At 70.7% G+C, this 22,228-nt stretch carries 27 protein-coding genes; 13 read left to right on the top strand and 14 right to left on the bottom strand.

The features are described from left to right. Position 1 precedes the first annotated feature (1 nt). The gene (locus tag ACN28A_RS30125) at positions 2–385 is read left to right on the top strand and encodes a DoxX family protein (RefSeq protein ID WP_421400891.1); all 384 of its coding nucleotides are present in this window, start codon (positions 2–4) and stop codon (positions 383–385) included. Positions 386–425: 40 nt separating this feature from the next. On the opposite strand, the gene ACN28A_RS30120 is transcribed toward ACN28A_RS30125, so the two are convergent. The 3 genes from ACN28A_RS30120 to ACN28A_RS30110 form a co-directional block, all read right to left on the bottom strand. Beyond that, the gene (locus ACN28A_RS30120) at positions 426–1,286 is read right to left on the bottom strand and encodes an endonuclease/exonuclease/phosphatase family protein (RefSeq protein ID WP_421400889.1); all 861 of its coding nucleotides are present in this window, start codon (positions 1,284–1,286) and stop codon (positions 426–428) included. Then, positions 1,283–2,005 carry a VOC family protein gene (locus ACN28A_RS30115; protein WP_421400887.1) on the bottom strand — a complete coding sequence of 241 codons (723 nt, stop codon included), beginning with the start codon at positions 2,003–2,005 and terminating at the stop codon, positions 1,283–1,285. The genes ACN28A_RS30120 and ACN28A_RS30115 overlap by 4 nt, the downstream gene beginning before the upstream one ends. Positions 2,006–2,088: 83 nt before the next feature. Further along, positions 2,089–2,793, bottom strand: a complete 705-nt coding sequence (locus tag ACN28A_RS30110) for a VOC family protein (RefSeq protein WP_421400884.1) — start codon at positions 2,791–2,793, stop codon at positions 2,089–2,091. A gap of 187 nt (positions 2,794–2,980) precedes the next feature. On the opposite strand from ACN28A_RS30110, the gene ACN28A_RS30105 reads away from it, so the two are divergent. Then, a complete protein-coding gene (locus ACN28A_RS30105; protein WP_421400882.1) occupies positions 2,981–3,424 on the top strand; it encodes a DUF5980 family protein in 444 nt (147 codons plus the stop codon). A gap of 26 nt (positions 3,425–3,450) precedes the next feature. On the opposite strand, the gene ACN28A_RS30100 is transcribed toward ACN28A_RS30105, so the two are convergent. Continuing rightward, positions 3,451–4,350 carry a hypothetical protein gene (locus tag ACN28A_RS30100; protein ID WP_421400880.1) on the bottom strand — a complete coding sequence of 300 codons (900 nt, stop codon included), beginning with the start codon at positions 4,348–4,350 and terminating at the stop codon, positions 3,451–3,453. Positions 4,351–4,492: 142 nt separating this feature from the next. Between ACN28A_RS30100 and ACN28A_RS30095 the strand changes: the two genes are divergently transcribed. Both ACN28A_RS30095 and ACN28A_RS30090 read left to right on the top strand, forming a co-directional pair. Then, positions 4,493–5,005: a SigE family RNA polymerase sigma factor gene (locus tag ACN28A_RS30095; RefSeq protein ID WP_421404712.1), complete on the top strand. Its 513-nt coding sequence runs from the start codon at positions 4,493–4,495 to the stop codon at positions 5,003–5,005. After that, positions 5,002–6,492, top strand: a complete 1,491-nt coding sequence (locus ACN28A_RS30090; RefSeq protein WP_421400878.1) for a WD40 repeat domain-containing protein — start codon at positions 5,002–5,004, stop codon at positions 6,490–6,492. Before ACN28A_RS30095 ends, ACN28A_RS30090 begins: the two co-directional genes overlap by 4 nt. A 15-nt stretch (positions 6,493–6,507) precedes the next feature. Here the strand turns inward: ACN28A_RS30090 and ACN28A_RS30085 are convergent, their stop codons facing one another. Together ACN28A_RS30085 and ACN28A_RS30080 are read right to left on the bottom strand one after the other, a co-directional pair. Beyond that, complete coding sequence (locus ACN28A_RS30085; RefSeq protein ID WP_421400875.1) at positions 6,508–6,699, bottom strand: DUF397 domain-containing protein; 192 nt, start codon at positions 6,697–6,699, stop codon at positions 6,508–6,510. Beyond that, the gene (locus ACN28A_RS30080) at positions 6,686–7,483 is read right to left on the bottom strand and encodes a helix-turn-helix domain-containing protein (RefSeq protein ID WP_421400872.1); all 798 of its coding nucleotides are present in this window, start codon (positions 7,481–7,483) and stop codon (positions 6,686–6,688) included. The genes ACN28A_RS30085 and ACN28A_RS30080 overlap by 14 nt, the downstream gene beginning before the upstream one ends. 232 nt (positions 7,484–7,715) lie before the next feature. On the opposite strand from ACN28A_RS30080, the gene ACN28A_RS30075 reads away from it, so the two are divergent. Then, complete coding sequence (locus ACN28A_RS30075) at positions 7,716–8,126, top strand: hypothetical protein (protein ID WP_421400869.1); 411 nt, start codon at positions 7,716–7,718, stop codon at positions 8,124–8,126. Positions 8,127–8,551: 425 nt separating this feature from the next. Here the strand turns inward: ACN28A_RS30075 and ACN28A_RS30070 are convergent, their stop codons facing one another. Continuing rightward, positions 8,552–8,926 (bottom strand): hypothetical protein, encoded by a 375-nt coding sequence (locus tag ACN28A_RS30070; RefSeq protein WP_421400866.1) that lies wholly within the window; start codon positions 8,924–8,926, stop codon positions 8,552–8,554. A gap of 251 nt (positions 8,927–9,177) precedes the next feature. On the opposite strand from ACN28A_RS30070, the gene ACN28A_RS30065 reads away from it, so the two are divergent. Continuing rightward, the gene (locus ACN28A_RS30065; protein WP_421400863.1) at positions 9,178–10,164 is read left to right on the top strand and encodes a hypothetical protein; all 987 of its coding nucleotides are present in this window, start codon (positions 9,178–9,180) and stop codon (positions 10,162–10,164) included. A gap of 110 nt (positions 10,165–10,274) precedes the next feature. Here ACN28A_RS30065 and ACN28A_RS30060 read toward each other — a convergent pair whose 3' ends face one another. Next, entirely contained in the window at positions 10,275–11,033 is a 759-nt protein-coding gene (locus ACN28A_RS30060) for an SDR family NAD(P)-dependent oxidoreductase (RefSeq protein WP_421400860.1), read from the bottom strand. A 77-nt stretch (positions 11,034–11,110) separates the two neighbouring features. Between ACN28A_RS30060 and ACN28A_RS30055 the strand changes: the two genes are divergently transcribed. Then, positions 11,111–11,560, top strand: a complete 450-nt coding sequence (locus ACN28A_RS30055; protein ID WP_421400857.1) for a MarR family winged helix-turn-helix transcriptional regulator — start codon at positions 11,111–11,113, stop codon at positions 11,558–11,560. A 269-nt stretch (positions 11,561–11,829) separates the two neighbouring features. After that, the gene (locus tag ACN28A_RS30050; RefSeq protein WP_421400854.1) at positions 11,830–13,041 is read left to right on the top strand and encodes a hypothetical protein; all 1,212 of its coding nucleotides are present in this window, start codon (positions 11,830–11,832) and stop codon (positions 13,039–13,041) included. A 523-nt stretch (positions 13,042–13,564) separates the two neighbouring features. Here the strand turns inward: ACN28A_RS30050 and ACN28A_RS30045 are convergent. Further along, entirely contained in the window at positions 13,565–14,170 is a 606-nt protein-coding gene (locus ACN28A_RS30045) for a hypothetical protein (RefSeq protein WP_421400851.1), read from the bottom strand. A 145-nt stretch (positions 14,171–14,315) separates the two neighbouring features. Here ACN28A_RS30045 and ACN28A_RS30040 point away from each other — a divergent pair, with 145 nt between their 5' ends. After that, positions 14,316–15,104: a transposase gene (locus ACN28A_RS30040; RefSeq protein WP_421400848.1), complete on the top strand. Its 789-nt coding sequence runs from the start codon at positions 14,316–14,318 to the stop codon at positions 15,102–15,104. On the opposite strand, the gene ACN28A_RS30035 is transcribed toward ACN28A_RS30040, so the two are convergent. Next, positions 15,070–15,504, bottom strand: coding sequence for a GNAT family N-acetyltransferase (locus tag ACN28A_RS30035; protein WP_421400845.1), 435 nt, complete (start codon positions 15,502–15,504; stop codon positions 15,070–15,072). The two genes, ACN28A_RS30040 and ACN28A_RS30035, sit on opposite strands and share 35 nt — an antisense overlap. Positions 15,505–15,551: 47 nt before the next feature. Continuing rightward, positions 15,552–16,259 (bottom strand): DUF899 domain-containing protein, encoded by a 708-nt coding sequence (locus tag ACN28A_RS30030; protein ID WP_421400842.1) that lies wholly within the window; start codon positions 16,257–16,259, stop codon positions 15,552–15,554. A gap of 333 nt (positions 16,260–16,592) precedes the next feature. Here ACN28A_RS30030 and ACN28A_RS30025 point away from each other — a divergent pair, with 333 nt between their 5' ends. After that, positions 16,593–17,198 carry a response regulator transcription factor gene (locus ACN28A_RS30025; RefSeq protein ID WP_421400839.1) on the top strand — a complete coding sequence of 202 codons (606 nt, stop codon included), beginning with the start codon at positions 16,593–16,595 and terminating at the stop codon, positions 17,196–17,198. A 286-nt stretch (positions 17,199–17,484) separates the two neighbouring features. Next, positions 17,485–19,491 carry a sensor histidine kinase gene (locus ACN28A_RS30020; protein ID WP_421400836.1) on the top strand — a complete coding sequence of 669 codons (2,007 nt, stop codon included), beginning with the start codon at positions 17,485–17,487 and terminating at the stop codon, positions 19,489–19,491. On the opposite strand, the gene ACN28A_RS30015 is transcribed toward ACN28A_RS30020, so the two are convergent. Then, positions 19,393–19,788: a response regulator gene (locus ACN28A_RS30015; RefSeq protein WP_421400834.1), complete on the bottom strand. Its 396-nt coding sequence runs from the start codon at positions 19,786–19,788 to the stop codon at positions 19,393–19,395. The genes ACN28A_RS30020 and ACN28A_RS30015 overlap by 99 nt on opposite strands. 24 nt (positions 19,789–19,812) lie before the next feature. Here ACN28A_RS30015 and ACN28A_RS30010 point away from each other — a divergent pair, with 24 nt between their 5' ends. Further along, positions 19,813–20,130, top strand: coding sequence for a VOC family protein (locus tag ACN28A_RS30010; protein ID WP_421400831.1), 318 nt, complete (start codon positions 19,813–19,815; stop codon positions 20,128–20,130). 136 nt (positions 20,131–20,266) lie between these two features. On the opposite strand, the gene ACN28A_RS30005 is transcribed toward ACN28A_RS30010, so the two are convergent. Together ACN28A_RS30005 and map are read right to left on the bottom strand one after the other, a co-directional pair. After that, positions 20,267–20,827, bottom strand: a complete 561-nt coding sequence (locus tag ACN28A_RS30005) for a GNAT family N-acetyltransferase (RefSeq protein ID WP_421400829.1) — start codon at positions 20,825–20,827, stop codon at positions 20,267–20,269. Between the two features lie 227 nt (positions 20,828–21,054). After that, complete coding sequence (gene map / locus ACN28A_RS30000; RefSeq protein WP_421400827.1) at positions 21,055–21,873, bottom strand: type I methionyl aminopeptidase; 819 nt, start codon at positions 21,871–21,873, stop codon at positions 21,055–21,057. A 73-nt stretch (positions 21,874–21,946) separates the two neighbouring features. Between map and ACN28A_RS29995 the strand changes: the two genes are divergently transcribed. Next, a complete protein-coding gene (locus tag ACN28A_RS29995; protein WP_421400825.1) occupies positions 21,947–22,213 on the top strand; it encodes a helix-turn-helix domain-containing protein in 267 nt (88 codons plus the stop codon). Positions 22,214–22,228: the final 15 nt, after the last annotated feature.

Raw genomic sequence — 22,228 nt, 5'->3', positions numbered from 1 at the left:
CATGAACCTCGCACTGTGGATCGTCACCGGAATCCTGGCCACGGTCCTGCTGATCAGCACCTCGAAGATGTTCGTGCCCAGGGAACGGATGGCGGCGACGAGTCACGCCGCGGAATGGGTGCTGGACTTCAGCCCGGCTGCGCTCAGGGTCATCGGCACACTCGAGATCCTCGCCGTGGCGGGCCTCATCCTGCCCGCCGTACTCGACATCGCGCCGGTCCTGGTGCCGATAACCGCCACCTGCGTGGCGCTGTTGTTCGCCGGTGCGGCGATCATGCGCCTGCGCCGTGGCGAACGAGCGACCATCGTCCCGGACCTGGTCTATCTCGGCATGGCCGTCTTCGTGGCCTGGGGACGCTTCGGCCCCGAGTCCTTCACGGGGTGACACCCGATCCGCTCCGGCGTCCGGACTGCCGTGCCGAGGTTCACCCGCGTGGCGGGGATCCGGTGGCTCGTGCGCCGGAGACGGTGATCCGGGCGGTCAGCGCGACGTGGTCGGAGACGTACAGCCGGTCGCCGTCGGGCAGGGCCAGCGGCTCGGTGAACAGCCGCCCGGTGTGCAGGACCGGGAACTCCGCCGCCGCCCCGGAGACCAGCAGGTAGTCGATCCGGCGCGCCGGGAAGCCGGGCGGCAGGAACTCGGCGTGGAACGTGACCGGGTCGTCCGCCGCGAACGGGTCGCGCCAGGCGCCGCCGTCGACGATCCGGGGGTAGAGCGGGCTGTCACTGGCGATGTTGAAGTCGCCGGTCAGCACGGTCGGCCCGGCACCGGCCGAGCGGCGTGCCGACTCCCGGGCGTGGTGCAGCACCTCGACCTGCGCCCGCTGGAACGGATGGTAGCGGTTGCCGGCCGACCAGTCACCGTCCTTGTTGGCGCTCAGGTGTGTGTTGACCACCGTCGCGAGTCCCGGCAGCGGCACCGTGAGCACTCCCTGCAACAGGCCGTTGAGCATCCGTTTGGCACGGAACCGCAGACTGCCGCTGGCGGGCCGGGTGCCCCGGAAGGACCGGTACGACACCGGGCCGACCGGGCGGCGGGAGAAGGTGACCAGCCCACCGGCGGGCTGGCCGGCGAGACCACGCCGCCAGGCCAGGTAGGGGTACGACGGCAGCCCGGACCGGATCGCCGCCAGCGTGGACGGGGTCCACACCTCCTGGAGGTTGACCACGTCGGCACCGGACGCCTCGATCTCGCGACAGAAGTGCCCGGCCCGCTCGGCGAGTGGCCGCAGCCGCGACGGCAGGCCGCAGACGTTGAACGTCAGTACGTCGAGGGTGTCCGTCACCCCTGGTCGAGGTCCCACACGAAGCAGAAGGGCTTGCCGGCCGGATCGGCGTACACCCGCCAGTTGTCGCCCTCGCCCGGCAGCCGGGTGGCGCCGAGCGCGAGGGCGGCCGGCTCGGCTGCCGCCACGTCGTCGACCCGGACGTCGAGGTGGAACTGCTGCGGGTGGGCCGGATCGGGCCAACGCGGCGGCGAGTAGTCGGCCACCTGCTGGAACAGCAGTGGCTGGGCGCCGTCGTCGCCGATCATCGCCATGCCGTCGCCCTCGTAGGTCACCGGCTTGCCGAGCAGTTCCGCGTAGAACAGGCTCAGCGCCTTGGCGTCCGGGCAGTCCAGCATCACGCCCATCAGGGTGGTGCGCGGATCGTCGGGATTCAGGCACAGGTCGAACGGGTGCCCGGCCGGGTCGGCCAGGGTGTGCCAGCGCTCGTTGCGCCGCAGCAGCGTCGCGCCCAACTCCTGGGCCCGGGCGGTGGCCAGCTCGAGGTCGGGCACCCGCAGGTCGAGATGTGCCTGCTGGGGATGGCCGGGATCAGGCCACCGGGGTGCCACGTGGTCCGGCGCGAGCTGCACCGCCACCCGCCAGCCGTCCCCGGTGGTCATCGTGATCCAGTCGTCCTCGGCATGGATCTGCGTCCACCCGGCCAGCTCCTGGTAGAACCTGGCCAGGCCGGCCAGGTCACGGGCGTCCAGGACGACGGTCCGCAAGGTCCCGATCATCGTCTCTCCCTCCGTCGGGCGTCGCGACACATGATTGCCCTCGGCTACGACAGGATCGGGGACAGCCCGGCCGCCGCCTGCGGTCAGCTCCCTCTTACCCGGAACTCGTTGCCATCGGGGTCGGCCAGCATCACGGCGCCGTCCGAGCCGCCCTCGACCCGGGTGGCCCCGAGGGCGAGCAACCGCTCGACCTCGGCCCGCTGCTCCCCGGCGGCCGGCGTGAGTTCGAAGCGCTGCCGGTTCCTCGTCTCCTTCGGGGCGACTGGCGGGCCGCCCCAGGCGACCTTGGTGCCGCCGTGCGGTGACTGGATCGCGGTCTCCTCGTCCTGGTCCCAGACCAGCGGCCAGCCGAGCGCCTCGCTCCAGAAGAGGCCGACCGCCCGGGTGCCGTCGCAGGCGACCTCGCCGAGCAGACCGCACCCGGCGAGGAAGTTGTTGCCGGGCGGAATCACACAGAATTCGTTGCCCTCCGGATCGGCAAGTACGACGTGCTTCTCCTCTGGCCGCTGCCCGACGTCCAGGTGCGCGGCGCCGAGCTTCAGCGCGGTCTCCACCCGGTGCTGCTGGTCGGCAGGGTCGTCACTGGTCAGGTGCAGGTGCATGCGGTTCAGGCCGGTCTTCGCCGCGCGGCTCGGGGCGAACCGGAGGCCGAGCTGGGTGTCGTCGCCGGGCAGCAGCACGGCCCGGCCGTCGTCGACGACCTCCCGGCCGAGCATGCCGGCCCAGAACCGGGCCAGCCGGGCCGGGTCGTGCGCGTCGAAGGTCACCGCCAGCAGTCCCGGAAGCATCGCCCCACCGTAGACACGGGCCGGCGGGACGACAAGGCACTTTCGGCGAACCGGCCGGGCTGTCAACCGCACCATCTCTGATATCTCTCTGAGCCCACACCGATACGTTTCCGGCATTCGCCGGTGGCGGCTCGGTCGACGACGAACGGGCTGTCAGCCGCCCGGCGAACGAACCTGGGGAGGAAAGATGTTCCGATCGACCTTCGGTGTCGCCCGACTCGCGCTCGGGCTGGTCACCGCGCTGGCGCTGGTGCTGGTCGGCAGCCAGCCGGCTGCGGCGACGGGCGGCACGACCCCGCCCGGGAGCTGGCAGCTGACGAACATCGGGCAGCGCATCTGCATCCCGGCCGGCGAGTCCTGGTGGACGTACTTCTGGATCACCATCGGCGGCGAGTGGTCGACGCCGATCGAGGTCGGGGCTCGGGGTCTGCCCGTCGGCACGACCACCAGCCTGCCGCACGCGCCGATCCCACCCGGGTCGAGCGACGGTCACACCGCCGTCAACCTGATCGCGATGACCCTGCCGCCCCTGCCGTTCGGGGTGTACCGGCCGGAGCTGACCGCCTCCGACGGGACGGTGACGCAGAGCGTCCCGGTCACGATCCGGGTGCAGGAACGCTGGGGCTGCTGACCTGTCCCCCGCGGCTCCGAGGAGCGTCACTCGGCGGCGAGGTCGGCGCAGCTCCGCTCGTCCGGCAGCAGCGGTCGCAGGGCGACCTGCCAGCGCTCTCCCCCAGAGGTCCACGGGGTACGGGCGTTCGCCTTGGCCGCGGCGTCGAGCAGTGCGGTCACCTCGGCTCCGCGTACCTCGACACAGCCCTGGTCGAAACCGGACGAGGGCGGTGACCCGGGCAGGGCCGGACCGGGCCAGGCGACCTCCGGCGGGGCGTCCAGCCCGTTGTCGTCCGGACGCCACGGGATCGCCACCCCCGCGATCGTCTCCGCCCGGTAGGGCTGCACCTCGCCGGCCTTCTCCTGGCTCAGCGGAAGGTCGGTGAGGGTGGTGACCAGCTTCTGCAGCTCTGCCCGGGTGGCCCGCTGCTCCTCGGTGAGGCCGGAGACGTTCTCCCCGCTCTCGGCGAGCGCGTAGACCTCCAGCACGTCCGTCCCGCCGCCGTCGGCGGACGACACGGTGAACCGGGTCGACGGGACGTCCGCGACCGGTGGCCGGCCCAGATCGGTGGCGGTGCCGACCCCGGCGGCACGCGCCTGCTCGACCAGCCGGTCGACCTGCTCCGGGGTGAGGCGCTGCTGCTGGAGGTTCGGCAGCGCCGGCCCGGGATAGATGGCGATCTGGGGACCCTCGGTGATGAGCCGCCCGTCCGCGTAGATCGTGACCCTCGGCACCCGGGTCAGCCGGGCGGCCGGCGGCACGAAGCCACCGACGTCCTCCACCCGGAGCACCACCGCGTTCGGGTCGGCGGGACCGGGGTCGCCGCCCGGCCCGTCGCCGCCCGGCCCGTCGCCGGTCGACCCGGCACCGTCGCGGGCACAGGCCGCGGCCAGCAGAAGCAGCGCGCCGACACAGGTTATCCGGACACCTCGCCACGTTCTCATGCCAATCAGACGGGCCGGCACCCCGGTCGGTTCCACCCCGTCCGACCGTCGCATGATCAAGTTCCGATCGGCGGCGAATCGTCCGACGCACCCACCCCGATCCGGGCCGGCCGGCGTGTGGTCGGTTGGAGGGAAGGTGGAGATGGACGCCGAGGAGGCATTCAACGCGTACCTGGCCGGGGGGCTGGCCAGGTGGTCACGCATCGCGTTCCTGCTGACCGGCGACCGGCACCTCGCCGAGGACCTGGTCCAGATCACCTTCGAGCGGGTCGCCCGGCACTGGGAGCGGGTGGTGGCCGGCGGCGACCCCGACCCGTACGTCCGGCGGATCATGCACACCCAGCACGTCTCGCTGTGGCGGCGCCGCTGGCGCAGCGTGGAGCTGTGGTCCCGGCCGCCCGAGAGGCCGGTCGACGATCCGGCTGGCGCGACCGACCGGGCGGTCGTCGTCCGCCAGGCGCTGGCCCGGCTCGCGCCCCGGCAGCGCGCCGTGCTGGTACTGCGGTACTTCGAGGACCTGACCGAGGCGGAGGCGGCGAAGGTACTCGACTGTTCGGTGAACACGGTGAAGAGCCAGACCCGGGACGCCCTCGCCCGGCTGCGGGTTCTTGCCCCGGAGCTGGGCGAGTTGGTCGGTGGAGGGGAGTTGAGATGACGGGACAGCTACCCGAGGTACTCGGCGAGGTCGGCGACTCGATGCCGCCGGCCCGGCTTACCCCGGACGTGTGGCGGCGGGGCCGGCGGGCCCGGCGACGGTCCCGGCTGCTCCGGGCTGGTGCGGCCGCCGTGCTGGTGCTGCTGGTGGCGCTGGCGCTGCCCTGGGCGCTGGACCGGCCGTACCCGCTGTCGTCGACCGTCGGGGACGGCGGCCCGGCCGTGCCGGCGCGGCTGTCGCTGCCGTGGATGTGGCAGGCGACCGTGCAGATGGATCCGCCCGGCCCGGCGTCGGTGCTCTTCGGCGGCGACTCGATCGGCCTGCGTGGCACCGACATCTTCGACAGCGAGGGCAAGCTGGCCGTGGTCGGCCGGGACGGCGACTACCGGATGCTGCTCTACGCCGGCTGGGACTCCATCGCCGCCGGGGAGAACGCACTGCTCGCCCCGGACGGCACCAGGGTCGCACAGTCCTATCTGGAAGGCTCGGGATTCGAGGCGGACAACGGCGTCACGATCGTCGACCTGACGACCGGCCGGAGCAGCCAGCACGGCGCCGGGCAGGGCCTGGACTGCTGCGCTCCGGTCGCCTGGGCGCCGGACGGTAGGTCGTTGCTTGTCGCGGTCTCCGGGGCGGACGAGGTTGTCGACGAGCGGACCGGGATGATCCGGCGGCCGGAACGGCTGGCACTGCTCGACCTGGCCACCGACACCCTGCTGCCGCTGCGGGACTTCACCCCCGCGCGGGCGGTCCGGTCCGCGTCGCGGGCGGCGTTCGCCCCGGACGGGCAGACGGTCGCGGTGACCGAGGGCGAGACGGTACGCCTGGTCGACCGCGCCGGCCGGCTGCGCTGGTCGGCCGAGCTGGGCGACCGGACGTACCTGGCCGGAATCGGTGCGTTCAGCCCGGACGGTACCCGGATCGCGACCGTCACCCTGGACGGCTGCCTCGACGAGTGCGACGAGGCGGCGTTGGCGGCCCGGCGGTGGAGCGTCGGCTTCCTCGACGCCGCGACCGGCCGGCCGCTGCCCGGCCCGGGTTTCCCGGTCGTGACCGGCTCGGCCGTCCGGGCGTTGGGCTGGGCCGGTGGCCGTGAGCTGGTGGTGCTGCGCTACGAGCCGGAGCACTTCGCGCAGAAGACCCGGGACCGGGAGTGGAACGACACCGGCTGGTACGAGACCGGCCACGTCACCCTGCTCGCCCTGGCCCCGGACGGCGCCACCCGCACGTTGCTCGACCCGCCGGACGACGTGCTCACGATGGACGTCGCGCAGGATCTGCTGACCGCCGACCGGTTCGGCGGGCCGTCGCCGACCGCCGCGATGTTCCCGGCCCGGGACATCATCTGGGTGGCGGCGGTCCCGGCAGCCTGCCTCGCCGTGGTGCTCGGGCTCGTCGCCCTGGCCGTCGTCCGCGCGATCCGTCGCCGGCAACGTGTCCAGTGGAAGTCAGGTGGAATACCGCCTGGCCGGGGGAAGGCTGCCTAGCCGGAGAATTGCTTTCTAGTGTCGCTCGACGGCGAGGCTGACGAAAGCACGCCACGCCGCCGGCCGGAAGGCCAGCACCGGACCCGCCGGGTCCTTGCTGTCCCGTACGGCGACTACGCCGGGCAGGTTGTCGGCCACCTCGACACAGTCGCCACCGGCCGTGCCGCTGCGGGTCGACTTCCGCCACCGGGCGTCACTGAGGCGCATGCTGGCTCTCCACTTCCTTCAACAGTGCGAGCGACTGGTCCTGCGGCAAGGCTACGCCGCGCACACCCTCCCAGCGCGCGAGGAGTGCGGCGATGCCGTCCTCGTCACCGACGGTGAAATCGGCAATTTGGTTTTCCAGGTTCCCCACCCAGTTGCCGTCGGCGGATCGGGCCAGAGCGAGTTGCCCGGAGAGGCCGACGTGCAGGCCGGTGCCGGCGGGGATGATGTGGAGCTGGATGTAGGGCCGCTCGGCCATCCGTAGCAGGTGCGCGAACTGCTCGGCCATGATGGCGTCCGGGCGGCGCAGTGCCGCCTCGTCGAAGACGGCGATCACCAGCGGCGGATGGTCCCGGGTCAGGATCTCCTGCCGGGCGAGCCGGGAGGCGACCAGCTTCTCGACCTCCTCCTCGGGTCGGGTGGCGTCGAAGCGCAGCACCGCGCGGGCGTAGTTCTCGGTCTGGAGTAGTCCGGGGATCAGCGTCGGGTGGTAGTACCGGAGCTGCGTCGCGCTGCGTTCGGCGTCCAGCCAGCGCTTGAACCAGGTGGGCTCGTTGTCCCGCTGCGCCGCCTTGAGCAGGGACACGAACAGGCCACCGGTCTCCAGGATCTCGTCGGCCCGGGTGGCGTACGGCATGTCGACTGCTCGGGTACCGGTCTCCACGGCGGAGATCGTCGAGGCCGAATAGTTCGTCCGCTTGCCGAACTCCTCCTGCGGCATGCCGCGCAGGGCTCGCTGCCTGCGGAGCTGGTCTCGGATGAACGCGAACGCGTCCTCGTGTTCCATCGGACCTCCAGAGGGTTGTTCCAGATCACCATGAGTTCGCCAGTAGCCGCCGCCGGCTCGCCAGATCAGCGCCGTGAGCTGCTCGATCGCCTTCCGAGCCTAGTCCTGTCCACAGCAGAGTGTCACCCAGCGGAACTGCTCGGTGACCGCCAGGCGCCCGGGTGGAACCGTCCCGGGAGTCGGCCCCGCCCCCACCGGGGCCGGCTCCCCTCCAACTCCCGAGGAGGTTGCGATGAGAAGGCTGTTCCGGCACCTGACCGCAGCACGGTCCCACCACCGCCGGGACTGGCGCCGACTCTGGCGGTACTGCCGCTGCGGCTGGCGCTGGCGTTGCCCGGAATCGGTGCAGCTGGTGCCCACGCCCCACCAGCCGCCGCCTCTGGTCGAGCTGACCGGGGTGGAGCCGGGGGATGCGGAGCCGGCCGAGGTCGAGCTGACGGAGGTGGAGCGGGCCGAGATCCGTACCCTTGCGGTTGCGCCGCCGCCCGACACACCTGACGCGTCCCCGCCGCCGGCCCGGGATCGGGCGCGCAATCGGCGGCCCGGGTGGGACGCGCCCACCCGGGCACACCTGGCGAACGGCCGGGCGGGTGGACTGACACCCGGGCAGGAGCACCGGACACGGCGTGGCGCGCGGGTGTGACAGGTGATCGGCCGCAGGAGCGTTGGCGTAAGCACATCCCGGCGCACCCGTCGTACCGGTGCCGCAGGTGCGCGGCCCCCTGGCCCTGCCGGCCGGCCCGGCTGGCGCTGGCGACCGCCTACCGTGACGACCGGGTGGGTCTGATGGTGTACCTCGGCGCGCACCTCGCCCGCGCGCTGCGCGAGCAGCCCGACACGCATCCCGCACTGCTCGCCGGGCAGATCCTCTACTGGGTACCCCGCCGCCGCTGACCGCCACGCCACCCGACCCGGCCCGCTGGTCGGTGGCGCGGCCGATGCCCGTGAAACCCGGGCGCACAGGCGGGGCAGCTCGACAGCCTACAAACAGCACCTCGGTCCGGAGCAGCCCCTCCTAGCGACCTGGAACGCGGCTCGCCGCGTCACCGACGACGGTCGCCACGACGCTCAACCGTCAACAGATCCGCAAAGCACGGCCCGCAGCCTGGCCGTCGCCGTCGACAGAGGCCAGTGCAGCGCTGTCTCGAGAGGTTCCCCGCCGACGATCTGGCCGAGGAGCTGCCAGCCGAGCCAGTAACCGCAGCGTCCGGGCAGCTCGCCGCACCGATCGACGGCACCGCTGAACCACTGCTCGGCCCGCCGGGCGACCAGACCGGGGATCCGGTCGGGAGCCGCACCGGGATCGACCCACGAACGGACCGCCGTGAAGATCTCGGCATCGGGTTCGACGACGTCACGATGCCACCGGTTGACGAGGTCGCCCGCCAAGCCCCCGGCCGCGAACTCGTCGAACCCGTCCACCAGGTCCAGGACAGCCAGCATGGCTTCATCATGCAGTGTCGTCGAAGGTTGCAGTGCCGCCGAACAGGGCCTGCGTCGCACGACTCCGCGAGTGGGCGACCTCCTCGCCCGGGCCGGTAGGCGGCGGGACTTGCCCCGCAGACAATGATCGGCTTTGCTGGACGAGATTCTCTTCCGCAGATGCACGGGGGCGTCTGGTCGGACGAGTCGTGGCGCCGCCGCGTGCCTGGCGCCTGCTGTCGCTCCCGTGCGGTCGAACGCAAGGAGCCTGCATGAACAAGCGCGTGGGCGCGGCTCTCGCCGTGCTCAGCCTGGGTCTCGCGACGGTGGCGGCAGCCCCGCCGGTGTCCGCGTCACTCACCCCGCCGGGAACTCCGCCCGCCACGCTCATCGTCCCCGGGAACAACTTCCATCCGGAGAGCGTCACCGCCGCCGGCTGGGACGTCTACGCCGCCAGCATCGTCACCGGTGCCGTCGTACGGTTCCGGCAGGGTGTCTGGACCGCGGAGGAGTTCGTACCGGCCGGGGTCAACCTCGGCACCGCGGGCATCCTGGCCGACCGCGCCCGCAACGTACTCTGGACCTGCGGCATCGACCTGAGCTTCCAGACGCCGACGGTGCTGCGGGCGTTCAGCCTGACCACCAGGTCGATCGTCGCCACCTACACCGTGCCCGACCGGGGCGTCTGCGCCGACATCGCGCTGGTGGGCGCCGACGTGTTCATCACCGACACGGTCGACCCCACCCAGTCACCCGCGTTGCCCGGCCGGATCCTGAAGCTGACCACGCCCAGCCCGAACTCCGCCGTCGGTGGCACGCTGAGCGTCTGGTCGGCCGACCCGGCCTTCAGCCAGCCGACGGGCGGGCTGCAGATCAACGGCATCGCGTACGACGGCAGGTCCAGCCTCTACACCACCAACTACAGCGGCGGCCGGCTGGTCCGGGTCGACATCGCCGCGGACGGTTCCGCCAGGCCGGCCGTGGTGGTGCCGGTGTCGCGCCCGTTGCAGAACCCTGACGGCATCCGCATGCTCGACACCAACCGGCTGGTCGTCACCGAGAACGCGGGCCCGGTCACCGTGATCGACGTCCGTACCGGCGCCGTCACCGACTACGCCACAGTCGACCAGCCGTCGTCCGTCGTCCGGGTCGGCGACTGGTTGTGGGTCGCCGAAGGACAGATCCTCCGCCTGCAGACCGGCCAGCAGCCGAACCTGCCCTTCAAGATCCGCCGCTTGCCGGTCGAGCCGACCGCTTAGCTCAACCAAGGTGCGGTGGGGGCACACCGGCACGGAATCGATGCGCAGACCTGGGACCTGGCCCACGTCATCGCCCGGTGCGCCCCCACCCCTGCCGTCCTCGGCCTCCGTCAGCGGACCAGTTCGCGACCACCGGCCACGGACAGGGCCTGCCCGTTGACGTGACCGTTGGCCGCCGACGCCAGGAACGTGACGGCCTGTGCTACGTCGTCGGGCGTGCAGATCCGCCCGGTGGGTGTCCTGGCCGACTCGGCGGCGACCGCCTCCGGCCCGAGAAATGGAGCGTTCAGGGCCTTGTCGGTGAGGGTGAAGCCGGGACGGACGACGTTGGTCAGGATGCCGTGCCGGGCTTCCCGGACGGCGAGTACCCGGGCGGCGGTCTCGATCGCTCCCTTGGCGGTGGCGTAGGCGAGCGGCCCGGCCATGGGCTGTTCGACGATGTCCGTGGACACGACGACGATCCGGCCCCAGCCGCCGGCCCGCATCGCTGGCAGGGCGGCGTCGATCAACGCCACCGGGCCGATGGTGTTGGCGTCCAGGCTCGTGGTCAGGCCCTCGATCTCGTCGTCGTCGAAGGACGGCCACCGTACGGCGTTGGCGACCAGGATCGTGACCGGTCCGAGGTGCTCGCCGATCTCGGCCAGGACGTCGTTCGCGGCTGCGGTGTGCAGGTGGTCCAGGCGCACGGCGTACGCGGTACCGCCCGCCCTGGTTATGTCATCGACGACCTCCGTCACGCCGTCCCTGTTGCCGTGCCAGGTCACGCCCACCCGGGCGCCTTCGGCGGCGAGTCGCAGCGCCGTGGCTCGTCCGATCGCTCCGGATCCACCCGTCACCAGAGCAGTCCTGCCGGTGATGCCGGTTTCCATGCCAACTCCTTAGCCAGCTATAGGTTAGCCGACTATGCAATGACCGGGCCGCTCACGTCAACTCGTAGACTGCCGTCGTGGAACTCGCGGATGTCCTGGCCACCAACAAGGCCCTGGTCAAGGTGGCCAGGCTCTACCGGTCCGCCCAGGCCGATCTGCTCGGCGCCCTGGACCTGCATCCCGGGCAGGACGTCCTGCTCTGGACTCTCGGCGCAAAACCGGACGGCATGCTCATCACGGAGATCGCCGCGCAGCTGGGCGTGGAGCAGCCGACCGTGACCCGCAGCCTCAGCCGCCTGGACCGGGGCGGCTGGTTCGTCCGCGAGCCCGTGCCCGGGGATCGGCGGGCCACCCTCGTCAGACTTACCGACAAGGGTCGTTCGACCATCCCGGCCATCGAGGCGACCTGGCGACGGCTCGCCGAGACCGCCACCGCGGGAATGGACGAGAACCAGCAGACAGCCCTGATAGCAGCACTCGAACGGGTTCGCCTGAATCTCCGGGTCCTGGCTTCCGAAGGCGAATAGGTCCTCGGACCAGGTGCCTACAGACCCGCCCTTGGGCGCGTGCTGCGGATTCCGTCGCTGGGCGTCGGGTCGGGAACAAGTCTCTTCGGAGCGTGCCCCGGGCGTTGACCCAGAGATTGGCGCTGGTCACCGGGTTGGCCTTTGACGAGTGGTAGCCGCACCAGACGGATGGGTTGCATGGCGTGTCGCCCTGGTGACTGCATCGGTAAGGTGCCGTGGCCCATCGTGTTCCCGATGGCTCGTGTGAGGGCTGATGGAGGAGGAACAACGTGACGGTAAAGGTCGGCTCGCTCGTCTACCGGGCAAGGAATCTGCCCCAGCATGCCGCTGCGGTGGGGGCGGTGTCAGCCGGGATACCGCCCCTGCTGTTCGGCAGCTCGACGAAGCTGTGGAAGTTCGTCGACGCCGACGCGCTGGTCAAGGCGCTGGCGGTGCTGCAGCAAGCGAACTGGACCGGCGGATCGGCTGTGCCACCCAACGCCGTCGCGCTGAACTACACCGTTCCGTCCGGTGTGGAGAAGGCCGGCACGGTGCGTATTGGCAGGGGCCAGGCGGCCATCGAGTACTCCTCCCTGCTCGACCTGCAGCAGACCGAGGTGTACCAGGCACTCGTCCAGGGCGCGGCGTGGCTGGGCAGCCCTGGGTTCGCCGCGCTTGCTGCGGACACGGTTGCCGAACGCTGGCGGTTTGCCACCTGGGGCGAGGTGGACACCGCATTGCAGGGTTGGGTGCCGGGCACCCCGTATCCGCAGCAGTTGACGACCCACCGCGTGGCCCGGCATCCGGAGAGCGTGCTTACCTGGTATGACCCGGTGAACATGAAATTCGCCGGGTCTGAGTTCCGCAACTTCTTCGGTGCCTGTGGCTCCACAGCCAAATACCTCATCGGCCGTGTCCAGGACCTGGGCGGCCAGGTGGAGCTGGTGGCCGAGGAGAGCGGGCTGTACGGCACCGACGGTGCCGCCACGCTGACCCAGCTGGTCCAGGCCGACTACCCGGGCCCGGTACTGATCAACGTGGTGAACCACGCCATCCACGAGTTCGTCCTGGAGCGGGCCACCGACGGTACGGCTGCGCTGTTCCAGGGGTATCTCGGCGCGTACGACGCGCTGTGGTGGGCCGAACTCAAGCGGGCCGAGGTCACCGTCAGCGGCAACGAGCTGAGCACGCTGCAGAACCTGCGCACCACCTACGGCGGCGGCCGGGCAGTGCCGTTGCCCACCCTGCTGACAAACCTGGGCACGTTCATGAAGGTCGACCAGCTGCGCAACGCCGGCATCGCCTGGCGGGCGCTGCCGTTCCTGCCGCAACAACACTTCAACGACGACGGGCTGCCCAGCTTCGACGTCAAGGTGTGGCAGGTCACCCAGCCACAGGCAGTGCTCAACGCACTGCGCGGGCGCCAGGTCATCGACCAGCAATTCACCTCCTGGCTGAGTCTGGCCGTGCTCAAGGAGGCCGAGAACGCCGCCCCGCAGTAGCGGACCCGGTGGCGGGCGAGACCGCCACCCTCGCCCACGGCAAAGCCGGCTGCCAGACCGGCCAGACGATCCGTCATTCCCGGCAGGGTCGGACATGCATTGTCCGACCCTGCGTGGCGCAACCACACGCTTACCTGCCTCGACACCCGGGCCTGTACGCCGACAACGGACCTCGCACTGCCCCGCCTCTCGCCCCCGGGGCGGGCAGCGGGAGAGGCAGCAGCAGAGACAGGCCGCGGCAGATGTCAGGCATCTGCGGGCCAGGCGGCCGCGGCGGGCTTTCCGCCGGGATCGACCGAGGTGGTGTCGCGGTCGGGCGGCGGGTCAGGACCCGGGGACCGTCAGCCGTGACGGCGACCGTGTGCGCGGAGTGGGCGGAAATGATCGGCGTCCGGCGGGGTTCGCTCGTTTCTTCGCTGCGCGGAGTTGGAACGTGCCGGTGGCGGTGCACCGTCGAGCGGCTGATCCGCGAGTCCGGCTGACCGACCGATCAAGGGAGAGAACGGGTTATTTACCATGCTCTTTAGAGCTTGAAGGCCAATTCGGCGGCCAGAATGATGTCCAGGACAAAGCACCATTCGGCGTGGGAGCGGGCCACGACCTTGTTGAGTCGGAGATGGACCAAGTCCCAGATGCCGTGCAGGAACAGGCCAGCGGCTACCAGGTAGCGGCCCAGGTCCGGTTCTACGATCAGCCCGACCAGGGCTAGCGCGCCAAACCCCAGCATTCCCAGCGCCTGCGCCTGCAATGCGCCCGAGCGACGGAGCTGGCCATCGATGGCACCCCAGATCAGCACGACCAGCGCGACGGCGGCGAACACGGCTGATGGAGCGATCACGTCCAGCGCCCGCAGGACGATGATGGTGGTCATTCCGGTCACGATGACGGGCCACGACGCCTGCCGTCGGTGACCTTTGGCTACTACCAGATAACCCAGTTGCATAAGAATCAGCGCGTCCCACAGCGGCGCCACTACCTCGGGTGAATCCTTACCGCCGAACCCCACGGCGGTCATCACCAGCGCCAGCGCGGTCGGCCATCGGCGCAGCAGCGGTGTGCTCCAACGCCGGTGGGGACGCAGGCTGGGGATCTGTGCCAGCGGTGGGCGGGCCTCGCTTGTTGATCGCATACTGCTGCCCTCCGAACGTCTCGGCGACCTCATCGCCAGGGGGTTCTCTCCTCATCGAGTCTCGTCTCACCAGGTCGAACACAACCAGTGCTACCAGCACGACCTCACTGTGTGGGTCACACGCCCACGGGGCTGCACTTTGCATTTGTCGGTCCGGCTGGACGCCACGCCGTGCAGTCCGGCGTACCGCTCCCAGGTCACCCCCGAGACGCCTTCCGGCACGTGGCACCCGTCGCCACGCGGCGGGCCGGTCGACGGCGAGGGTGTCGAGATGCCGTTGCCAGGGCGGCAGCCGCGGATGGTGCCGCATGATCTCGCGCCGGGGGATGCGGCGTATCGATGGTTCCGGCGGTGGAGTGTGCTGGGCGTGTGGGATCAGATCCACGACGCGCTGCGTGACGCGGTCCGTGCCGCCGAGGGCCGTGACCCGCAGCCGTCGGCGGCGGTGCCGGATGCGCAGTCGGCGAAGTCGTCCTGCGGCGGGCAGCAGATCGGCTTTGACGCGGGTGAGAGGGTTCGTGGCCGTAGGCGGCATCTGCTGGTGGACACCAACGGACTGCTGCTGGCCCACGTGGTGCACTCGGCCGGCGTCCAGGACCGGGCAGGCGCGAAGCTCGTCCTGACCGGCATCACGGCCCGCTATCCGCACATCGGCCCGGTCTGGTCAGACGGCGGCTACGCCGACGCGGTCGACGCCACGCTGATCGACTGGGCCCGGTCCGAGTCGGCATCGCGTTGCAGATCGTCGGACGCAACGACGACATCAAAGGCTTTTAGGTACTCCCACGCCACTGGGTCGTGGAGCTCACGCTGGGCTGGCTGTCACGCTGTCGGCGCCTGGACCGCGATTATGAGCGGCTGCCGAATCCCTCATCGCCACCGTAGCCGGGATCAGGCGGTCAGCGCGGGGACCGCCGTTGCCGGCTTATCGTGAAGCGGTACATCTGCACCGTCCAGGTCGGCTCTTCGGTCGGCTTGGACGCGTACCATTCGGCGCCCATCGATTCGTAGAACGGTGCCGCGTTCGGGTCGGCGCCGATGATGAAGTCGGACCGGCCGAGGTCGAGTGCTGTGCGGACCGCGTGCTCCCAGAGGGTCCGTCCGTGCCCCCGGCCGATCTGGTCGACGTCGACGAACATCCTGTCCAGCAGCAGCTCGTCGTCCTCGGTCGTGAAGCTGTAGAAGCCCACATCGCGCCCGCGCCCATCGAGGAGGATGTAGACGGGGTTCTCGCGGATGTACGACTCCCTGATCCGCCGGGCGTCCCCGGCCCAGTCAAAGTACCCCGCTGGATAGTTCCAATGCGAGGCGGACCGGTTCTGGAGCTCCTCCAACGCCTGAGCGTCATGAGGCTCCGCGCGGCGGAAGCGAGGAGGGGTTCTCATGGCCGGCCGTACTCGTCGTGCCGGCGCCACCACTGGTAGGGCTCGCCTTGGGGACGGCCGGCGGGGGAGTTCTCCCAGTGCTCCTGTCGGCCGAGGGGCGTTAGGTCGAGGAACGTCATGGCGTGTGCGACCGTCTCGACGCCACGGCCGTTGACGAAGTAGGTCCGGTACACCTGATCGCCGTCCCGGAGGAACGCGTTGATGCCAAACATGTCCGCCACGTCGAAGTCCCGGGAGAAGTCGTTGGCGGAGTCGTCGCTCCGGAGCGTGTACCAAGGCACGCTCCACCCCATCCGCCGCCGGTAGGCGTGGACCTGCTCCTGGGATGCGGCAGACACGAACACCAGTGTGGTGTCACGCGCGTTCAGGTGGGCGGGGTGGGTCACACTGTCGGCGAACATCGAGCAGCCGCCGCATCCGGCCTCGGGCCAGCCCTCGACGCCGGGGTCGTAGAAGAAGCGGTACACCAGAAGTTGACGCCGGCCGGCAAACAGGTCGAGGAGACCGACCTCGCCGTCCGGGCCCAGGAAGCGGTAGCCGGTCTCCACGGGGGTCATGGGCATCCTGCGCCGTTGGGCGGCGAGCTCGTCGCGCGCACGGGTCAACTCCTTCTCCTTGACCAGCATGGCCTCGTACGCGGCGGCCCAGTCCTCGGCCGGGACGATCGGCGGCAGGGCGCTCGTGGGTAGGTGGGACCCGGTCATCAAGGATCTCCTCGCGGTTGTGTCTTCGGCGGGGCACCGCTCATCTCCAGTGTGCTTGCCCACCCGTGGCGGCGGATCCGCATCCAGATGCCCGTGCCGGAGCCACCGGCCGATTCTCGCCCGGCGTGTTCAGGCACGGCCAGTGTCTCGGTCACGATGTCGCGGTGGGGTTGGCACGGGCCGGCACGTGCAGTTTGACGTGGTGCGGGCTCGGCCGCGGCCGGACAGCGCCGTCCCGGCACCGCGGCGCATCTGGTGTACGTTCGGGTGACCGGCGACCCAGAAAGTGATGAGAGTCGCCCGCGCCGGATCGCCACTGCTCCAGGAGTACAGATGATTCGGGTTCTGCTCGCCGAGGACATGCGGATCCTGCGCGAGAGCCTCGTCGCCCTGCTGCGGCTCGAGGACGACCTCGAGGTCGTCGCCGAACTCGCCTCCGGCGACGAGATCGTGCCCGCGGCGCTCGAGCACCGTCCCGACGTGGCCTTGATCGATATCGACCTGCCCGGTACCGACGGGCTCACCGCGGCCGCCGAGTTGCATGAGCGCCAGCCCGACTGCCGCACCCTCATCCTGACCGGCCTGGCAAGGCCCGGCGTCCTCCGTCGTGCCCTCGCCATCCGGGTATCCGGATTCATGGTCAAGGACGCGCCGTCCGAGGAACTGATCGACGCCGTGCGCCGGGTGGCTGCCGGGGAGCGCATCATCGACCCGAAGCTGGCGCTGGCGGCCCTGGAGACGTCCGACAATCCGCTCTCCCCCCGGGAGGCCGACGTTCTCCGCCGCCACGCGGCCGGTGCGTCGGCGGCGGAGATCGCCGTGGAGATGTATCTGTCCTACGGGACCGTGCGGAACTACCTGGCGGCGGCAGTCACCAAGTTGGGCGCACGCAACCGGGTGGATGCCGTTCGCATCGCCACCGACGCCGGCTGGCTGTAAGGCCACCGGCGGCGCTGGTCCGGTGTGCAGAGTGCACAAACGCCGCGGTGCCGTTGCCATCCTCGGCTCGTGCTGGCGACCTGCACACGGTTGCGCCTCAACGGCAGCGGGGCACGCTACGTGATCTCGCCCGCACGGTGGACGTTCCGAGCGCCCGGTGGCGGGCCAAGACCCTGGAATACCCGGCGGACGACGCTCTTCTGAAGCAGCCCCTCGCTGACGCTCTTCTGAAGCAGCCCCTCGCTACAGTGAGCCCCTTGTGCCGGGGGCCAGCGGGAGGTGATGTATGGCCGATGACGGTGCGCACGGGCCGCTCACACCCAGGTTGGTGTGGACGGTCCCCACCGGTTTCCTGTGCCTGCTGCTGCCCGCCCGAGCCGGCGTCGCGGTCGACCACGGGAACGGTGCCACCGGTGCCGGCATCGCGTTCGCCCTGTTCGCGCTGCCTCTGCTGTACACCCTGCCCAGCGGCCGGGCGGTGTGGGACCGCCACCGGTGGTGGCTGCTCTCCGCACAGGCCGTGCTGACGTACGTCCCATTCCTCATCTACGGCCAGACCTGGGTGTTGGGCCTCTCGGGCCTGCTCGGTGGGCTCGTGCTGCTGGCCGTCCGGGCCCCGGTGTCGTGGCTTCTGTTCGGCGCCATCCTGGCTATCGAGGGTGCGATCCGCATCGGCGTATACGGCGCCTACCCGGCGACCGGCGCCCAGTCCTACAGCTGGGTGTTCGTCGTCCCGATCGGCATGGCTCTACCGCTGTTCGGTCTGGTGCGCCTGTCGGATCTGGTCGTGGACCTGCGCGCGGCCCGCACCGAACTGGCCGGGCTGGCGGTCACCCGGGAGCGTCTGCAGTCCGCGGGCCGCCTGCGCGCGGCCATCGGTGATCGCCTGGAAGCCGTCACAGTGCGCGCCGTGGCGGCGCTGCGGGAGCTGCCGCTCAACCTGGACCCTGCCCGCGCCCACCTGGCCGACGCGGGTGGACTTGCCCGGCAGGCGGCGCAACAGGTACGGCAAACGGTCACAGACCCCGAGCCGGAACCCGAGCGGGTCCCGCCGGCGCGGTGGCGTACCGGCCGCACGGTGGCGCCACGGCTGGCCATGCTGGTGCTCGTCGTCGACCTGGGCGCCTATGCGATTCACCATGTCATGATCGTCTTCGACTCGTCGTCCAGCCGCGCGCTGACGGCGGTGGCCGTGGTCGCGGTCGGTGCCATCGTCGCGCTGCAGCTTTACCACTCCCTGGCCGGTCGGCCCGGCGGCGGTCCCCGCGGCTGGCCCGTCACGCTACCCGTTCAGGCGCTACTGCCGTTCACCGAATTCGTCAACGCCTCGCTGCTCGGGCTGCCCGCCTTTCCGGCCGGCTCGGCGTTGCTGCTGCTGCGGGGTTGGCTGGCCGGAGCGGCGTTCGCCGTCATCAGCTCCAGCATGGCGGCGTACTGGCTGGTGCTGCAGCCGGGCGACGTCGACGGGGTGGTGTATCTGGTGGGGCTGACGACATCGACCGGGCTGGCGGTATACGGGCTGTCCCGGTTGCGGGACCTGGCCGAGGAACAGGAGACCATCGGCCGGGACCTCGCGCGTGCCGCCGTAGAGCGGGAACGCCGGCGCGTCGGCCAGGACACCCACGACCTGCTCGGACTGGGCCTGTCGGCCATCGCGCTCAAGTGCGACCTGGCCGGTCGACTGATTGGCCGCGACGACACCAGAGCGCAGATGGAACTTCACAAGCTGCTGCGGCTGGCTGCACAGGCACGTGCCGACATCCGCGCGGTCACGGCCGGAGAACCGGGCCTGTCCATCCGCACCGAACTCGTGGCCGCCCGCGACGTGCTTGGCACCGCGGGCGTACGGGTCGAGGTCACGACGACCGGCGCGGAGTCGGTTCCGGCGGACGTGGACGCGGTCCTCGCCACCGTGCTCCGTGAGGCGGTCACCAACGTGCTGCGCCATTCCCGGGCCACCCGGTGCGACATCGACCTGCGCGCCAACGCGGTGACCGTCAGCCTGCGGATCGCCAACGACGGCGCGGGCGCCGCACCGGCAGCGCCGCCCGCGCCGACGCACGGCCGACCGGTCGGCGGCCGGGGTCTGGCGAACCTCGCCGCCCGGGTACAGGCCCGGGGTGGGCAGTTGAAGACGAACGTCGAGGACGGCCGGTTCGAGCTGACCGCCCGGCTCGCCCTGCCCGCGGACGGGTCAGGCCGGGAAGGCGGGGTAGACCCGCTCGCCGCGGGCGGCGCCGCGCACGGCGCGGACGAGGTCGTCGGCGGTGCCGTCCTTGACCAGGAACCCTGACACACCGACGGCCAGCGCCCGGTGTACGTGGTCGTCAGCGGCCAGGCCGGTCAGGATCAGGACCCGGCACGTCGGCAACCGCGCCCGCAGCCGCGCGGCCGCGGCGAGCCCGTCGACCACGGGCAGATCGATGTCCAGCAGCGCGACGTCCGGCTCGAGTTCGAGCGCGGTGGGCACGATCTGGTCGCCCGAGGCGATTTCGGCAACGACCTCCAAGTCGTCCTCCAGATCCAGAAGGGCAACCACCGTATCGCGGTACGCGTCCGCGTCGTCGGCTACCAGAATCCGGATACTCATCGGTCACATTCTCCGCCCGCTCCGATGGTCGTGCACAGTGCCACCGTCACCACGGCGGCATTCGATCCGCACACCGGGACGTGTGCGTTCTGCATGCCCACTACGCGCGTGGGGCACTGGGCCCGGCGCACCCGAACCGCGGCTAGACCAGGATGCTGCGGCACGTCACGGTCCGAGTGTTCCGCAGCGTCCGCACCGGCACCTCGTTCAGCCGCCTACGAGGCGGTACGCACGACGGGCGCAGAGATCGTGCACCCGATCACCGACGAGCAGTGGGGCGTCCGGCGCTTCTTCGTCCGCGACCCGGACGGCAATGTGGTCAACGTCGTCAGCCACCGCTGACCGGCAGAAGGGCCAACGGCCTACCGTCCCGACAAGCCTCGAGTCTGGCGAACTGGTGACCTGTGCGGAGCGCGACGTCTCCGCCGGTCACCGAGCGCCCTGGAAGCAGCAGATCCGGACGTCGACCGAGCGCTCCTCAGGACTGCTGCTCGGCGTCGGGAAAGGTGACCTGGAACAGCAGGTGGTCCTGCCATCGGCCGGCGATCTTGAGGTACTCCGGGGCTCGGCCGTACTGTACGAAGCCGTTCTTGATCAGAACCCGCTGGGACGGTTCGTTGTCAACCAGGGTTTCCGCCTGGAGTCGGTGCAGGCCAAGTTGGTCAGAGGCGGTCCGCTTGGCGGCAGCCACCGCTGCGGAGGCAAAGCCCTTACCATTGCGGTCCTGAGAAATCCAGTAGCCGATGCTCGCGGACTGGAACGCCCCTCGAATGATGCTGTTGATGTTCAGCGTGCCGACGAGATTACCGGCCCCGTCGACTATGACCATCGGCAGCGCGGTGCCGTTCTCCGCCGCTTGGAGGCTTGCGAGGGCGGCGCGCTCCTGTCCCTCGTCTGTGAAGTGCTCCTCCGGGCGCAGCGGACTCGACGGCGCCAGGAACTCTCGGTTGGCCCGGGTGAGTTGAGCGAGTGCCGGAATGTCCTTGCGCTCCAGGGGACGCAGGAGCGAGCGAGCCGCTGTGGGCGCTTCCAGTACCATGCCACCTCAACCTGTTCCGCACGTCCGTTCACGATGCATGATGCCAAGGGGACTTCCAGCTCCTCAATTCGGCGTGATCGGATGCACTCATCTGTCAAGTCGAGGGGGCCGGTCGCCCGGCGCAGGTCGAGATCGGCGTAGCCACCTCCGTACCCGGACCTGTACGCCGACATCGGGCCCCGCGTTCCGCCCCGAGGCAGGCAGCGGCAGAGGCCAGGCACCTGCGGTCAGGCGGCAGCGGCGGGCTTTTCACCGGGGTCGGCCGAGCTGGTGTCGCGAGTAGGACGGCGGGTCAGGACCCGGGGTCCGTCCGCCGTGATAGCGACGGTGTGCTCGGAGTGGGCGGTGCGGGAGCCGTCGGCGGAGCGGATCGTCCAGCCGTCCTCGTCGTACCTGATCTTGTCGGTCGAGCGGCAGAACCAGGGCTCGATGGCGAGGGTGAGCCCGGGATCGAGTTTCAGGCCCCGACGGGCCCGACCGCTGTTGGCCACGTGCGGGGCCTCGTGCATGGTGCGGCCGATGCCGTGGCCGCCGAACTCGGCGTTGACGCCGTACCCGTAGGAGCGGGCGACCTCGCCGATCGCGGCGGAGATGTCACCGAGTCGACCGCCGGGCTGGGCGGCGGCGATCGCGGCCTCCAGGGCGACCTCGGTGGCCTCGACCAGCCTCAGGTCGGCCGGATCGGGGGTGCCGACGACGACGGAGAGCGCGGAGTCGGCGACCCAGCCGTCGATACCGACCGCCATGTCGATGCTGAGCAGGTCACCGTCGCGCAGGACGTAGTCGTGCGGCAGGCCGTGCAGCACCGCGTCGTTCACCGACAGGCACAGCACGTTGCGGAACGGACCCCGGCCGAACGAGGGTGCGTAGTCCCAGTAGCAGGACTCGGCGCCGCGTTCGGAGATCCGGCGGCGGGCGTGATGTTCGAGGTCCATCAGGTTGACCCCGACCGCGGCCACACCGCTCAACTCGGCGAGCAACTCCCCGACGAACCGGCCGGCCACCGCCATCCGGCCGATCTCCTCGGCGGACTTGAACTCGATCACGAAAGCCTCCTCTGCTCTGCGGTATTTTTATACCACGCCAGCTCGGCGGCGTTCCGGGGGATATCCTGCTGGGATGGTGCGCCAACCACTCACCGCCGAACAGATCGCCGCTGGCCAGCGACTCGGGACCGCCCTGCGGGCCGCGCGGGGCGGCCGCAGCCTCGTCGAGGTGGCCCTGGCGGCCGGCATCTCCCCCGAGACGCTGCGCAAGATCGAGGCGGGCCGGCTGCCCGCACCGGCGTTCGGCACGGTGGTCTGCCTCAGCCAGGCTCTCGACGTTCCCCTCGGCGACCTGGCCGACGCCTGGCTGGCCGACATGCCCGTCCGGCAGGCGTCCTAGGGCCTGTGTCGAAGT

The sequence above is a fragment of the Plantactinospora sp. WMMB782 genome (assembly GCF_049179135.1).
GTDB lineage: Bacteria > Actinomycetota > Actinomycetes > Mycobacteriales > Micromonosporaceae > Plantactinospora.
Note: the sequence above shows the minus strand (reverse complement) of the source record. Positions and strands in the feature narration are given on the sequence as shown.

Excerpts from the sequence above, each read along its gene's own strand:
- ACN28A_RS30005 (WP_421400829.1), bottom strand. The coding sequence starts at position 20,827 with ATGGTACTGGAAGCGCCCACAGCGGCTCGCTCGCTCCTGCGTCCCCTG.
- ACN28A_RS30075 (WP_421400869.1), top strand. The coding sequence starts at position 7,716 with ATGAGAAGGCTGTTCCGGCACCTGACCGCAGCACGGTCCCACCACCGC.
- ACN28A_RS30080 (WP_421400872.1), bottom strand. The coding sequence starts at position 7,483 with ATGGAACACGAGGACGCGTTCGCGTTCATCCGAGACCAGCTCCGCAGG.
- ACN28A_RS30065 (WP_421400863.1), top strand. The coding sequence starts at position 9,178 with ATGAACAAGCGCGTGGGCGCGGCTCTCGCCGTGCTCAGCCTGGGTCTC.
- ACN28A_RS30045 (WP_421400851.1), bottom strand. The coding sequence starts at position 14,170 with ATGCGATCAACAAGCGAGGCCCGCCCACCGCTGGCACAGATCCCCAGC.
- ACN28A_RS29995 (WP_421400825.1), top strand. The coding sequence starts at position 21,947 with ATGGTGCGCCAACCACTCACCGCCGAACAGATCGCCGCTGGCCAGCGA.
- ACN28A_RS30110 (WP_421400884.1), bottom strand. The coding sequence starts at position 2,793 with ATGCTTCCGGGACTGCTGGCGGTGACCTTCGACGCGCACGACCCGGCC.
- ACN28A_RS30090 (WP_421400878.1), top strand. The coding sequence starts at position 5,002 with ATGACGGGACAGCTACCCGAGGTACTCGGCGAGGTCGGCGACTCGATG.
- ACN28A_RS30125 (WP_421400891.1), top strand. The coding sequence starts at position 2 with ATGAACCTCGCACTGTGGATCGTCACCGGAATCCTGGCCACGGTCCTG.
- ACN28A_RS30115 (WP_421400887.1), bottom strand. The coding sequence starts at position 2,005 with ATGATCGGGACCTTGCGGACCGTCGTCCTGGACGCCCGTGACCTGGCC.
- ACN28A_RS30020 (WP_421400836.1), top strand. The coding sequence starts at position 17,485 with ATGGCCGATGACGGTGCGCACGGGCCGCTCACACCCAGGTTGGTGTGG.
- ACN28A_RS30105 (WP_421400882.1), top strand. The coding sequence starts at position 2,981 with ATGTTCCGATCGACCTTCGGTGTCGCCCGACTCGCGCTCGGGCTGGTC.
- ACN28A_RS30015 (WP_421400834.1), bottom strand. The coding sequence starts at position 19,788 with ATGAGTATCCGGATTCTGGTAGCCGACGACGCGGACGCGTACCGCGAT.
- ACN28A_RS30025 (WP_421400839.1), top strand. The coding sequence starts at position 16,593 with ATGATTCGGGTTCTGCTCGCCGAGGACATGCGGATCCTGCGCGAGAGC.
- ACN28A_RS30010 (WP_421400831.1), top strand. The coding sequence starts at position 19,813 with ATGGTCGTGCACAGTGCCACCGTCACCACGGCGGCATTCGATCCGCAC.
- ACN28A_RS30060 (WP_421400860.1), bottom strand. The coding sequence starts at position 11,033 with ATGGAAACCGGCATCACCGGCAGGACTGCTCTGGTGACGGGTGGATCC.
- ACN28A_RS30100 (WP_421400880.1), bottom strand. The coding sequence starts at position 4,350 with ATGAGAACGTGGCGAGGTGTCCGGATAACCTGTGTCGGCGCGCTGCTT.
- ACN28A_RS30030 (WP_421400842.1), bottom strand. The coding sequence starts at position 16,259 with ATGACCGGGTCCCACCTACCCACGAGCGCCCTGCCGCCGATCGTCCCG.
- ACN28A_RS30070 (WP_421400866.1), bottom strand. The coding sequence starts at position 8,926 with ATGCTGGCTGTCCTGGACCTGGTGGACGGGTTCGACGAGTTCGCGGCC.
- ACN28A_RS30095 (WP_421404712.1), top strand. The coding sequence starts at position 4,493 with ATGGACGCCGAGGAGGCATTCAACGCGTACCTGGCCGGGGGGCTGGCC.
- ACN28A_RS30085 (WP_421400875.1), bottom strand. The coding sequence starts at position 6,699 with ATGCGCCTCAGTGACGCCCGGTGGCGGAAGTCGACCCGCAGCGGCACG.